At 71.7% G+C, this 12,601-nt stretch carries 9 protein-coding genes; 3 read left to right on the top strand and 6 right to left on the bottom strand.

The features are described from left to right. Positions 1 to 95: 95 nt before the first annotated feature. From E1281_RS00570 to E1281_RS00585, 4 genes are all read right to left on the bottom strand, one after another. Positions 96 to 5,624 (bottom strand): carboxyl transferase domain-containing protein, encoded by a 5,529-nt coding sequence (locus E1281_RS00570; RefSeq protein WP_131875097.1) that lies wholly within the window; start codon positions 5,622 to 5,624, stop codon positions 96 to 98. Between the two features lie 192 nt (positions 5,625 to 5,816). Further along, the gene (locus E1281_RS00575; protein WP_131875098.1) at positions 5,817 to 6,332 is read right to left on the bottom strand and encodes a flavin reductase family protein; all 516 of its coding nucleotides are present in this window, start codon (positions 6,330 to 6,332) and stop codon (positions 5,817 to 5,819) included. Between the two features lie 85 nt (positions 6,333 to 6,417). Continuing rightward, the gene (locus E1281_RS00580) at positions 6,418 to 7,044 is read right to left on the bottom strand and encodes a TetR/AcrR family transcriptional regulator (protein ID WP_131875141.1); all 627 of its coding nucleotides are present in this window, start codon (positions 7,042 to 7,044) and stop codon (positions 6,418 to 6,420) included. 5 nt (positions 7,045 to 7,049) lie between these two features. Beyond that, entirely contained in the window at positions 7,050 to 7,685 is a 636-nt protein-coding gene (locus E1281_RS00585; RefSeq protein ID WP_131875099.1) for a TetR/AcrR family transcriptional regulator, read from the bottom strand. 206 nt (positions 7,686 to 7,891) lie between these two features. Here E1281_RS00585 and E1281_RS00590 point away from each other — a divergent pair, with 206 nt between their 5' ends. After that, a complete protein-coding gene (locus E1281_RS00590; protein ID WP_131875100.1) occupies positions 7,892 to 10,195 on the top strand; it encodes a PQQ-binding-like beta-propeller repeat protein in 2,304 nt (767 codons plus the stop codon). Between the two features lie 100 nt (positions 10,196 to 10,295). Then, positions 10,296 to 10,874 (top strand): SRPBCC domain-containing protein, encoded by a 579-nt coding sequence (locus tag E1281_RS00595; protein WP_165958722.1) that lies wholly within the window; start codon positions 10,296 to 10,298, stop codon positions 10,872 to 10,874. 104 nt (positions 10,875 to 10,978) lie between these two features. On the opposite strand, the gene E1281_RS00600 is transcribed toward E1281_RS00595, so the two are convergent. Both E1281_RS00600 and E1281_RS00605 read right to left on the bottom strand, forming a co-directional pair. Next, entirely contained in the window at positions 10,979 to 11,173 is a 195-nt protein-coding gene (locus E1281_RS00600) for a DUF397 domain-containing protein (RefSeq protein WP_131875102.1), read from the bottom strand. Beyond that, positions 11,170 to 12,117: a helix-turn-helix transcriptional regulator gene (locus E1281_RS00605; RefSeq protein ID WP_131875103.1), complete on the bottom strand. Its 948-nt coding sequence runs from the start codon at positions 12,115 to 12,117 to the stop codon at positions 11,170 to 11,172. Before E1281_RS00605 ends, E1281_RS00600 begins: the two co-directional genes overlap by 4 nt. Between E1281_RS00605 and E1281_RS00610 the strand changes: the two genes are divergently transcribed. Continuing rightward, the gene (locus E1281_RS00610; protein ID WP_131875104.1) at positions 12,086 to 12,514 is read left to right on the top strand and encodes an ATP-binding protein; all 429 of its coding nucleotides are present in this window, start codon (positions 12,086 to 12,088) and stop codon (positions 12,512 to 12,514) included. The two genes, E1281_RS00605 and E1281_RS00610, sit on opposite strands and share 32 nt — an antisense overlap. The last annotated feature ends 87 nt before the right edge of the window (positions 12,515 to 12,601 follow it).

Consider the following 12,601-nt stretch of genomic DNA (forward strand, 5'->3'; position numbering starts at 1 on the left):
CCTTATTGGCGCTGCGCCAATAGCTGCCCGCGCAAAGGCGGAAAGCGGGAGGGGACCGGCCCGTGGCCGGTCCCCTCTTGCTCAGGTGTCCGCGGTCAGCCCAGGCGGGACTCGATGGCCTCGATGATCCGCGGGCGCATCTCCGCGGCGCTGATGACGGCGTCCACGGAACCGACCTCGACCGCGCGCCGGATGTCGTGCACGCGGTCGAACTCCGCGGCCACCTCGCCGAGCTTCTCCGCGCGGACCGACGCCCGGAGCTCGTCCAGCTCCGCGGTCAGCGCGGCGCGGTCGGCGCCGGTGGCCGGCGCGACGCGGGCCTCCAGGTCGCGCACGCGCGGGTCCGCCGCGGTGCGGGCGTCGACGTCGCGGGCGAACACCACCGCGGCGGCGGGGGCGCCGCCGAGCACCGACGCGAACGAGCCCTCCAGCGCGAGGACGGTCATGTACGGGTTCAGCGCCTTGGAGAACACCACGAACGCGCCGCCGTGGTACCGCGAGATCACGCAGAACACGATCGGCCCGCGGAAGTTCACGATCGCGCGCCCGATCTCGGCGCCGTACTCCAGTTGGAGCTTGCGCATCGACTCGGGCGAGCCGTCGAAGCCCGACAGGTTCGCCAGCACCACCAGCGGCCGGTTGCCGCTGGCCGCGTTGATCGCCCGCGCGGCCTTCTTCGACGACTGCGGGAACAGCGTGCCCGCGGTGTAGGCGTCGGGGCCGTCGGTGGGCGGGAAGCCGCGCCGCGGCAGCGCCCGCGACTCGATGCCGAGCAGGCACACCGGCATGCCGCCGAGGTGGACGTCCTGCACCGCCGCGGTCTCCGCGTCGGCCATGCCCGCCCAGCGTTCCAGCACCGGGTGGTCCTGGTCGGACAGCGCCCGCATCACGGTCCGGATGTCGAACGGCTTCTTGCGGTCCGGGTTCGCCTCGGCGGAGAAGATCTCGCCGACCGTGGTGAAGTCGCTGCCCTCCACGGCATGCGGGAAGGCCGAGATGTCGCGGTCGGCGGGGTCGCTCGTCCAGGCGCGGCGCGGTGCCTCCTCGCCGGGGGCAACGTACGTGTGGTCGTAGTGCGACATCAGCACGTCCCGCGCGGCGGCCAGGTTCGGGGCCCAGTACTGCGCCTGCCCGTTCGGGCCCATCACCCGGTCGTAGCCGCCGATGCCGAAGTTGTCCTCGGCCGACACGCCGCCGGAGAAGTCGAGCGACTGCTTGCCGGTCAGCACCATCGCCGACTCCGGCGTCATCACCAGGATGCCCTTGGTGTGCATGAGCATCGTCGCCTCGGCGTTCCAGTACGGCTGCGCGCCGACGTTGATGCCCGCGACCACGATGTTGATCTCGCCGCCGTCCTGGGTGAACTCGACGATCCGCTTGAGCGCCGCGGCCACCCAGTCCATGTTCTCCGTGCCGGAGTCCATGGAGATCCGCGCGCCGGCCGACAGCGCGTACCACTCCACCGGCACCCGCATCCGCTCGGCCAGGTCGAGCGCCGCGATCACGCGGCGGCACTCCGGCTCCGACAGCGCGCCGAGCGCCTTGGTCGGGTCGCCGAGCAGCACGACCCGGGTGATGCCCAGCGGATGCCGCCGGGTCGTCGTGGTCACCACGCCCGCGACGATCGCCGCGGTGTTGCGTCCCGGCGGCCGCTCGACCGGCACCAGCGCGTGGCCGCCCGCCCCGTCCTCTTCGAGGTCGTGTTCGGCGAAGTCGCCGAGCATGCGGGTCAGCTCGTACGGGTAGACGGTGTTGCGGCTGCTCGCCCGCAGCACCTTCTGCCGGTAGCCGTCGAGCGGCTCGACCGGTGCGTCGGACGGCTCGCCGACCGTCAGCCTCGTCCCGCCGGCGGCGTCGAACGCGATGCGCACGGCGATCTTGCGCAGCTCGCCGGTCGCCGTGTCGCGCTGCCGCCCGATGATCAGCAGCTCCTCCAGCCCGGCGCCCGCGGTGGTCGGCACGACGCGCCTGGCCAGCGTCTCCAGCTCCGCGCGGGTCAGCTCGCTCGGCGGCCAGACGTAGACCACGATCCGGTTGGTGGGGAACCGGTTCTTCGGCGGCCGCAGCGTCCGCGCCCGGCGGATCGAGTCGACGCAGGTGGCGATCGTGTACTCGGCGGTCGGCAGGGTGAGCAGCCTGCCGTCGTGGTCGCGCAGCTCGGTCAGGTCGCGCACCTGCGCGAACGCGACGAGGCGGTCGTCGGACGGGTTCTCCCGCGCCACGCACCGGTAGAGGTAGACCTCCTCGTCCGAGGACGGCAGCCGGGTGAGGTCGAACCCGCTCAGCCGCTCCATCTGCATCCGCTGCGCGATGTACGGGTGCAGGCCGCGGATCAGCCGCTCCTCCGCCATCCCGGTGGCCGACGGGCGGAACGTGAAGTGGTGGTGCATCACCGCGCCGTCCCGGGCCGCCACGGTGGCGGTGAGCCTGCGGATCTGCTCCGGCAGCGGGCGCGCGTTGACGGCCTCGTGCAGGGCGGCGGCCATCGCGTCGAAGTCCTCCGGCTGGTTCTCCCAGGCGAGGTAGATGTCGGCGTCGACGGCGTTCACGCCGTCCGCCAGCTCCGCGAGGCCCCGCAGCGCGCCGTCCAGCGCGTCGTAGCCGACCGCGGCGGACACCAGGTGCGACCCGGCGCGCTCGGCGACCACGAACCCGCAGCCCGCGACCTCGCTCGTGCGGACGCCGGTGAGGCCCTTGTTGCCGTAGTACCGCCGGGTCAGCACCTCCAGCATGACCGCGTTGTCCCGGTCGTCGCGGATGAGTCGCTGGCCGAGCAGCCGCACCAGCGGCTCGGTGCTGCGCACCATCTCGGCGATGCGCTCCGCGCGGTCCGGCGCGTCCGGGTGGGCGTCCAGGTGGCGGAGGTGCCTGCGGACGTTGGCGTAGACGCGGGCCCGGTTGCGGCGCAGCAGCGGCTGGGCGTACCAGGCGAACACCACGCCCGCCGCGAGGTCGTAGACCACGGGGAAGCGGACCTGCGTCGCGGCGATCAGCCGCTCCAGCGCGAGACCGGCGGGCTCGCGCAGCTCCTCGTCCGGCGGCGGCTCCCGCAGCCACGCGCGCAGCAGCGCCGTGACGACCGAGGCGTCGGCGGACGCGCGCTGCTGGGCGAGGAAGATCCGGAACACCGCGGCTTCGAGTTCGGGGGAGCGCTCCAGCTCGGTGACGCCGTAGTGCCCGAGCGCCTTGGCGAGCTTGGCCTGGAACGCCTCCGGCAGCGCCGCCCGCTCGATGTCGAGGCTCTGCAGATAGCTGTGGAAGTGCTCACGGGCGCTGTGGACGTGGCTCTCACCGCCGCCGTCCCCCGCGCCGTCCTCGCCCGCCGGCCGGTTGCGGCTCAGCTCGGCGAGGTCGGCGAACACGTCGAGAAGCTCGACCTCCTGCGCCAGCGTCCGGTGGCCCTGCTCGGCCGCCGCCCGCCGCGCGGCGAGGTAGTCGTCGAGGACCCGGTGCCCGTCGTGCGGGTCGGCGTCGAAGCCCAGCAGCAGGCTGCGCAGGCCCGCCTGCCCGCGCGCGGCGCGCTCCCGCGCCGGGACCTCCGCGGGCGCGGCGGGCAGGTCCAGCTCGACGGCCCCGGCCGCCGGGGCGCCGGTCCCGTCGCCGACCCCGTCGTCCCCGGAGTCGTCGGCGAGCGGCTCCAGCCGCAGCAGCGGTGCGCCGGTCTCCACCTGGCTGCCCACCGCGACGACGCATTCCTTCAGCCGCGCCTTGAACGGCGCCCGCAGCACCGTCTCCATCTTCATGCTCTCCAGCACCAGGACGGGCGCGCCCGCCTCGACCTCGGCGCCGACCTTCAGCGGCGTGTCGACGACCAGCGCGGGCGCGGGGGAGCGGACGACGCCGCCCTCGTCGCGGCTGATCCGGTGGGTCACGCCGTCCACCTCGACCAGGTGGACGGGCCCGTGCGTGCCGGTGAGCAGGTGGTACCGGGCGCCGTTGACGACGATCTGCCCGGTGTGCCGGTCGAAGCGTTCGAGCTCGACGTCGGCGGTCCGGACCCCGTCCCCCGTGCCGTCCCCCGCCTCGACGCCGACGCGGAACAGGTGCGCGCCGGTCCGCGCGACGCGCACGCGGTAGGCGGCGCCGCGCAGCTTGAGCTCCAGCGGCCGGCCGCTCTCGTGCTGCACCTGCGGGCGCCCGCCGAACGCCGTGGACAGCAGCCGCTGCCGCTCGGCGCGCTCCTCCTCCTCGTACGCCTCGATGGCGGCCGCCGCCAGCGCGACGGCCGAGTGCCGGTGCGAGACGAGCCGGCCCTCGCCGCGGACGCGGTCGATCCAGCCGGTGTCCGCGCTCGCGTCGATCACCTCTGGCTGGTCGAGCAGGTCGAGCACGAAGCTCTTGTTCGTCGCCCCGCCCTCGATGATCACCGAGGTCTGCGCCATCGCCCGGCGCAGCCGTCCGAGCGCCTCGTCCCGGTCCCGCCCGTAGGCGATGATCTTCGCGATCATCGAGTCGAAGTCGGCGGGGATCACGTCGCCCTCCCGGACGCCGGTGTCCACGCGGATGCCGGGCCCGGCGGGCAGGTCCAGCCGGGCGATGCGGCCCGGGGCGGGCGCGAAGTCGCGGTCCGGGTCCTCGGCGTTCAGCCGGGCCTCGATCGCGTGCCCGCGCTCGGCCGGCGGCGCGCCTTCGTGTTCCCGCTCCCCGAGCTTTCCGCCGGACGCGACGTGCAGCTGCGCCTTGACCAGGTCGAACCCGGTGGTGGACTCGGTGATCGGGTGCTCGACCTGGAGCCGGGTGTTGACCTCCAGAAAGGCGAACAGCTGGTCGCCGGGGTGGTAGAGGAACTCGACGGTCGCCGCGCCCCGGTAGCCGACCGCGACGGCCAGCCGCTCGGCGGACGCCTTGAGCTCGGCCGCCTGCCCGGGGCCGAGCACCGGCGACGCCGACTCCTCGATGACCTTCTGGTTGCGCCGCTGCACCGAGCAGTCGCGGACGCCGAGCGCCCATGCGGTCTCGCCGTCCGCGATCACCTGGACCTCGACGTGCCGGGCACCGGTCACCAGGCGCTCCAGGAACACGACGCCGCTGCCGAACGCCCGCGCGGCCTCCTGGCTGGTGCGCTCGTAGGCGTCGGCCAGCTCGGCCTCGTTCGTGATCACGCGGATGCCGCGTCCGCCGCCGCCCGCGGTCGCCTTCAGCATCAGCGGGTAGCCGACCTCGGCGCCCGCCGCCAGCGCGGCGTCCAGCGTCTCGACCGCGCCGCGGCTCCACGGCGCCACGGGCACGCCGACCTCCTCGGCGAGGAGCTTCGCGCCGATCTTGTCACCGAGCCTGCGCATCGCCTCCGCGCTCGGCCCGACGAAGGTGACGCCGACCCTCGCGCACAGCTCCGCGAACGCCGGGTCCTCGGCGACGAAGCCCCAGCCGACCCACGCCGCGTCGGCCCCGGTCTCCACCAGCGCGCGTTCCAGCACCTCCAGGTCCAGGTACGGCCGCGCGGCCGCGGGACCGAGGTCGTAGGCGGCGTCCGCCTCGCGCACGAACGTGGCGGTGCGGTCGACGTCGGTGTGCAGGGCGACGGTCTCGATCCGCGTCCCGGTCTCCGCGGCGATGTCCCGTACGGCGTGGATGAGGCGCATGGCGGCCTCACCACGGTTGACGATGGCGACACGACTGAACACCCGGCCGAACCCTCCTGTAACCGACACTGTCCCGTGACAGACATTGCGCAGGCCGCGAGACGGCGGCCGACCGTGTTCACCTTTCCCTCTACCGGCCCGTAGCGCCATGTCGGTGACAGAGCACGCTGAGCGCCCCCAGTTGTGGGAAACCTGCAAAAGCCCCAGCCGCCCGCGCGCGGTGCGGGCGGGCGGTCAGCGGGGGGTGAACGTGCCGTAGGCGCCCTGATGGAACAAGAGCGGGGTGTCGCCGTCGCCCGGCTGCAGGTGGGTGACCCGGCCCACGACGATGTGGCGGTCTCCGGCGTCGTGGAGCTGCTCGGTGACGCAGTCGATCCAGGCGACGGCACCATCGATGATCGGGTTGCCGGCGGGGGAGGGGGACCAGCCGATGTCGTGGAACTTGTCGGTCCTGCGCATCGCCACGGCGCGGCAGACGTCCTCCTGCCCGGCGGACAGGACGTTCACGCAGAAGCGTTCGCCCGACTCGCGCAGCGCACGCCATGAGCTGGAGTTCTTGTCGGGCAGGAAGGCCACGAGCGGCGGGTCGAGCGAGACCGACATGAACGAGCCGACCGTCATGCCGATGGCCGTGCCGGCCGGGTCGAGCGCGGTCACCACGACGATGCCGGTCGGGTAGTGGCCCAGCACCTGCCGGAAGCGCGCCGGGTCGATGGCCGGCGGGCAGGCCCCGTTGGCTGTCAGGGACATGACAGGAACTCCTCCCTGTAGCGATCACTACAGTGAATGCCATGCGAAACCCCGAGGTGACAACCGTCTCTTTCGCGCCGGGCGCTCAGCCGGCGTCCGCGACCGCCTGGTCGACGATGGCCACGACGATCGCGATGAAGTCGTCCGGGTCCCAGTCGTCGTGGATCTGGTGGGTCAGGAAGAGCCCGTCGGTCGAGGCGAGGACGACGCGGGCCAGGTCCATCGCCAGCTCGGGGTGCCGGGCCTGCAACTCGGGGCCGAAGTACGAGGTGAACCAGGCCGCGATGCTGCCCGCCACCGCGTCGCGGGTGGCGAGGAAGTACTGGCGTGCCTCCGCCTCCACCTCCCGCGACTCCAGCAGCAGCATGTGGCCGATGCGGAGGAAGTCGGGCGCGTCCGGCAGGGTCCGCACCGACCGCGCGAGGATCGCGTGCAGCCCCTCCGCCAGCGGGCGCTCGTCGCGCGGATCGCGCTCCCAGCGCGGCTGCGCGGCGATCCACCGCTCGAAGCTGTGCCGGACGACCTCGGCGATGAGGTGGTCCTTGTCCCGGAAGAACCAGTAGACGGAGCTGGCCGGCAGGCCGGAGCGCTTGGTGACCCGGGAGATCGTCGTGCCCTCGTAGCCGCACTCCGAGGCGATCTCGGCCGCCGCCGTCAGGATGCGGACCCGGGAGACCTCCCGGTCGTCGGCGGAGCGGGACGCGGACGCCATCGTGCTCACGCCGCCTCACCGAGCCAGCTCATCGCCTGCGCGTGCACCCCGGCCGCGATCAGGTCGACGAGCCGCTCCAGGTTCCAGTTCCGGCCCGAGTGGACGCCGATGTAGAGCCCGTCCATGACCGCGAGGTGGAACCGCGACAGCCGGTCGGCGACCTCCCGCGCCCGCTCCGGCGAGTCGGCCGGGAGCACCTGCTCCCACCAGTCCCGGATGGCGGCGCGGGTCTCGGCGCGCACCTCGATGTAGCGGCGCCGCGCGGCCGGCTCCTTCGGGCGGTTCGCCAGGCCGAGCATCAGCCCCAGCCGCCAGAACTCCGGCCGGACGGTGATCGCGCGCGAGGCCCGCTGGAGCCGGTCGCGGATCTCCTCGGCGGGGTCGGACATCCCGACCCGCTCCTGCCAGGTCGGCGCGGTCTCGCGCCAGCGCCGGTAGCTGAACTCCAGGGTCTCGGCGAGCAGTTCGTCCTTGTTGCGGAAGTGCCAGTAGACGGAGCTGGCCGGCAGCCCGGTGGCCTCCGTCACCGCGGCGATCGAGGTGCCGTCGTAGCCGCGCTCGGCGGCGATGGCGAGGGTCGCCTCAAGGATCCGAAGCCTGGACTCCTCGCCCTGCTGATGGCGTCGCGCAGTCTTCCGCATCCGCACATTATCCTCTGGCCTTCAGCGACCCGGCTCCAGCGGGGCTCGTGCCGACCATCCCATCACGAGCGGTGTTCCTTCACGTCCATGGAGTGCTCACTCTATTCAGTGTAGTGATCGCTATAGAGTTCGTTGCGGAGTCACGGCCGGGCCCGGGTGCACGAATGAGGTTGCACGGTGCGGGGTGATCTAGAAGGGTCTCCCGGGTGGAGCCCCTCACCCCCTCCGATCCCGCCCGGATCGCCTCGTACGAGTTGCTGGCGCGGCTCGGTGCCGGTGGGATGGGGCTGGTCTACCTGGCCCGCTCGCCCGGGGGACGGCTCGTCGCGGTCAAGGTCATCCACACGCACCTGACCGACGACCCGAGCTTCCTGCAGCGCTTCCGGAGCGAGGTCCGCGCCGCCAGGGCGGTCAGCGGCTTCTTCACCGCTCCGGTCATCGACGCCGACACCGACAGCCGCCCGGCCTGGCTGGCGACCGCGTACGTCACCGGCCCCGACCTCGGCGCCCTCGTCACGTCCCGCGGACCGCTGCCGGGGACGTCGGTCACCGCTCTCGCGGCCGCGCTCGCCGAAGCGCTCAAGGCCGTCCACGCCTCCGGGGTGGTCCACCGGGATCTCAAACCGTCCAACATCCTGCTCGCCCAGGACGGGCCACGGGTGATCGACTTCGGGATCGTGCACGCGCTCGACGGTCCCGCGACGCTCGGCGGGCTGGTCGGGACGCCAGGCTACATGTCGCCGGAACAGGCCGGGGGCGGAGAGATCGAACCGGCGAACGACGTGTTCGCGCTGGGCGGCGTGCTGTACTTCGCCTCCACGGGCCGTCCGCCGTTCGGAACCGGCGACCTTCCCGTGATCCTGCATCGCGTCGTCCACGAGGAGCCCGATCTGGCCCTGGTCCCGCCGGCGCAGCGGGATCTGGTGGCCCGCTGCATGGCCAAGCGGCCGTCCGAGCGCCCCAGCCCGGACCAGCTCCTGGACGCGCTGGCGGCCTCGATCGCGGCGGCGGACCACGTGGACTGGGCCGGGCTGTACGGCACGGTGATCGACGCGTACGCCACCGAGACCGCGGCCTACACGAGTGTCGAGCCTGCTCCTGCTGTGGATCCCGAGCCCGGCTCGGAGCCGGATCCCGATCCGGAGCCGAGGCGGACGGTCCGACTGGAACCGGATGAGACGGTACAGCCGGAATCAGCGCGCAAGCCCGATCCTCGGCCGCCCGCCTCGCCCGCGGGCCCCCGTCCGCGTTCCCGCAGGCGGCGCTGGGCGTTGCTGCCGGTCGTCGGGTCAGTGGTCGCGGTCGCGATCGCCCTGGCCTCGGGGGACGCGGGACAGGGCGCGGGCTTCAGGCCGTGGTCCGTCGATGACGTGCGCGGACGTGCCGTCGTGTCCGATGGGCTGGTGTACGTGGGCAAGGCGGACGGCTCGGCCGCCTATGACGCGCGGACCGGCCGTCAGCGCTGGGAGTCCAAGACCGGTGCGGAGGAGGCGGCGGGGGGAGTGCACGGCGGCGTGCTCTTCGTCCGGAGTGCCCGACGGCTGAGCGCCCTCGACGCGCGCTCGGGGAGGCGGCGCTGGCAGGCCCCGCTGAGCGAGGACGGCTGCCTGACGGAATCACCGGACCCCGCGGGCCGCGTCATGGTGGCGGAGAAGATCGACCGGGGGAACGCGCCCGATCGGCTGCGACTCTCCGCCTTCGGGTCGGCCGCCGGGAAGCCGCTCTGGAGCAGGACGCTGGGGCGGAGTCACTGCGGAGGCGACCTGACCGTCGGCGGTGGCCGTGTCAGCCTGGTCGAGCGCCGCGCGAGCGGATCGGAGGAGGAGCACCTGGTCTCCATCGCGATCGGCTCTGGCGAAAGCTGGAGCGTCCCCACGGAGCGCGTCCAGGCGATGGCGGCCGACGACACGAACGTCTACACGGTCGTCCGCGGCGGTGACGAGCGGTACCGGGTCCACGCGTACGAGGCCGGCACCGGGCGTTCGCGGTGGGACGTCCGGCTCCCGGGATCGGGCCTCGAAATGTACGTTGCGGGCTCCCGCCTCTACGTGCTCGGCAACGACGGGTTCTACGCCCTGGACGCCGAGGACGGACGTCGGCGCTGGACGTCCACCCTCAAGACGGAGGGCTCCGGAGAATTCCTCGTCATGGGGAGCACCGCCTACGTGTGGTGGGACGACACCGAGCACGGCCCTTTCCGCACCAAGGTGCGGACCGCGATGTCGGCGATCGACCTCACGAACGGCCACCGCCGGTGGTGGAAGCGAACCGACTCGCGCGCGGACATCGCCTGGGCCGACGACCGCACCGTCTATATCGCCTCCTTCAGGGAACGCCGCTTCCGGCCGGACGACAACGCGCTCATCGCCCTCCACACGCGAACCGGCGGCGAACGCTGGCGCCGGGACATGGACGTCGACGACGTCGTCGTCGCTTCGTCCGGAGTCCTCTACGTCCGCGACGGCCATACCCTGGAGGCCATCGACGCGGCGACCGGCGAGGGCCCCTGAACCGGCCCGGTTCCGTACCCGTCCGGGCCGGGCAGGGACCTCGGGCACCGCTGCCTGTCGGCGGGCCGCTTCGGAATTCGAAGAAATGCGGGAGGGCTCCATGGAGCGGTATCTGACGTCACTCGGCGAGATCCACCGGTCGGTCGGCCACCGGAAGATCGCCAGAGGAGAGGGCCGCAGCGCCGTGGTGCGACGGCACTACAGGACGCCGATCGAGGACGTCTGGCGGGCCTGCACCGAGCCGGGCCGGGTCAGCCGCTGGCTCGCCGGGCCCGAGGGCGACCTGAGGGAGGGCGGTACGTATGTTCTGCCGGGGCACGCGCATGGAGGAATCCTGCGGTGCCACGCCCCGCGCACCCTCACGCTGAGCTGGATCTACGAGGACTACCCGGCCGACGAGCTGGAACTGCGGCTCAGTCCTGCCGACGGCGGCGGCACGATTCTCGAAGTGGAACACACGACGGTCGACGAGCCCGCGGCGCTGGCCGAAAGCCTGACGCAGGTGGGCGTCGGCTGGGAGAACGGCACAGACCATCTAGAGGAGTACCTGCGCGGGGATCTCCCGGACGCGCCCCGGCAGGCGAAGCAGGAGCCCGGCGAAGACGAGGCGCTCCGGATCACCGAAAGCGACCGGCTGTGGCGGGAGGTCATCGCCTCCGCCCTGGTCTCCGGCGGCTAGTGCGATGACGAGCCGCCTGGCGCCGCGTCCGCCATGGCCCGACGTGAGGGCAGTCGGAGGCCGAAGCGGAGAGCCCGGCCCATCCGCCCGGCGAGCCGGGACGGTCAGCGCTCCGGGTGTCGCTTGACCTGCTCGATCAGGCTGGCGAACTCCGCAATGGACAGGGTGAGGCGCCCGCCGTCCGGGTTCTTGCTGTCTCGCACCCCGATACCGGCCCCTGGCGCAAGTCGCCCCAGCTCAACGCAGTGCTCGTCGTCCGCTCCGCCACTATGGGTGCTCTTGCGCCACTGCACGATCATTCGTAGCTCTCCAAGTACCGCTTGATGATCTCGCGGGAAGCCTCAAGGGAGGCCGCCTTCGCGCCGATACGATCGAACTTAACCGACAATTCGCGTACCTCGCCAGGCGTTTCGATCAAGCGGCCACCGTTCTGGGCGCCCGAATAGGCGATGTCGCGGCTCTCCAGGCTGAGGATCTGCAGCGACCCGTCAACACCCAGGTGAGCGCCCGACTTGAACGGGACGATGCGTAGGCTGACCTGCGGCAGGTCGGCCATGGCGAGCAGGTGCTCCAACTGCGCCTTGTGCACTTCCGGGCTGCCGACTTCCCGTGCCAGCACACTCTCATCGACCGTGGCCCACATCTCGATCTCTGTCCCCCGCTCGAAGAAGGACTTCTTCCGAGCGACACGCCTCTCCATCGCGGCCTCGAAGTCCTTCGGTGTGCCGGACTGGACATAGGCCCAGGTGTATTCGTCGGTCTGGAGGGCTAGCGGGATGACCTGACCGTGGTAGGTCTTGATCAGATTCGCCTCCTGCTCGTACTTGACGAGCTGCTTTCCCCAGTTGGGGTCGTGGGCCATTCGGGCAAACCAGAGCAAGAGCTGAAATAGCAGACCCGTCCCGAAGTGTCGGTCGAGTGCCCGGACATGGTCGTCCTGCAGGCGCCGCCGACCCGCCTCGAAGTTGGATACAGTTCCCCGCGTTACCCCCATGACCTCCCCGCATTGAGTCAGCGACAGACCCATTTTCTCCCGCCAAAATCGCAGGTAGAAGGCCAGGAAGTACCACATGGAGATCTTGGGGTCGAGCGGCTCGCGAACGAGTGGCATTGCTTCCTCCCTGTATTCATCTTCGGTGACTACAGGAAAAACATAGAACGCTCGGTGATCCTTGTCACAGAAATTCGGAATCTCGGGCAAGGACGGGACGATGGCGATGACGGCGACCGAAGAGTCGGTCATGCCCCTTATGGGGACACCGGCCGCAGTGGGGCTTGCGCGCACCTTTGTGGATACACGAATCCGCAAATGGGACTATTTCCACATTCTCGACGGCGCGCTTCTCGTCGTCTCGGAGCTCGTGACCAACGCGGCCCGTCAGACGCCGCGCGAGGAGATCCGCCTCCAGCTCAGCAGGGACGCGTACGGCGTCATCATCGCCGTCTGGGACGCGGCCCACGAACTGCCCCAGGCCAAGCCGATGACCGAACTCACCCTCGAAGACCTCGACCTGTCCGAGGAAGCCTTCGACGACAACGGTGGCTGGGGCCTCCACATCGTCCAGGCCCTGTCCTCCGATTGCGGCGTCGTCCGCGACCCCGCCGGAGGCAAGTGGATCTGGTGTCGAATGCGTCCGTAGCGGTGGGCGCAGACAGGCGACACGATCGGCGCGGCCAACGCCCCGGCGGGCGCCGCCGAAACGACGACGACATCGCCTTCGTCGATC

The organism is Actinomadura sp. KC345, from assembly GCF_004348515.1.
In the GTDB taxonomy this organism is placed as follows: Bacteria; Actinomycetota; Actinomycetes; order Streptosporangiales; family Streptosporangiaceae; genus Spirillospora.

What these genes read in the sequence shown, in the direction of transcription:
- E1281_RS00575 (WP_131875098.1), bottom strand. Translation starts at nt 6,332, where the DNA reads ATGTCCCTGACAGCCAACGGGGCCTGCCCGCCGGCCATCGACCCGGCG.
- E1281_RS00580 (WP_131875141.1), bottom strand. Translation starts at nt 7,044, where the DNA reads ATGGCGTCCGCGTCCCGCTCCGCCGACGACCGGGAGGTCTCCCGGGTC.
- E1281_RS00585 (WP_131875099.1), bottom strand. Translation starts at nt 7,685, where the DNA reads ATGCGGAAGACTGCGCGACGCCATCAGCAGGGCGAGGAGTCCAGGCTT.
- E1281_RS00595 (WP_165958722.1), top strand. Translation starts at nt 10,296, where the DNA reads ATGGAGCGGTATCTGACGTCACTCGGCGAGATCCACCGGTCGGTCGGC.
- E1281_RS00600 (WP_131875102.1), bottom strand. Translation starts at nt 11,173, where the DNA reads ATGATCGTGCAGTGGCGCAAGAGCACCCATAGTGGCGGAGCGGACGAC.
- E1281_RS00610 (WP_131875104.1), top strand. Translation starts at nt 12,086, where the DNA reads ATGGCGATGACGGCGACCGAAGAGTCGGTCATGCCCCTTATGGGGACA.
- E1281_RS00605 (WP_131875103.1), bottom strand. Translation starts at nt 12,117, where the DNA reads ATGACCGACTCTTCGGTCGCCGTCATCGCCATCGTCCCGTCCTTGCCC.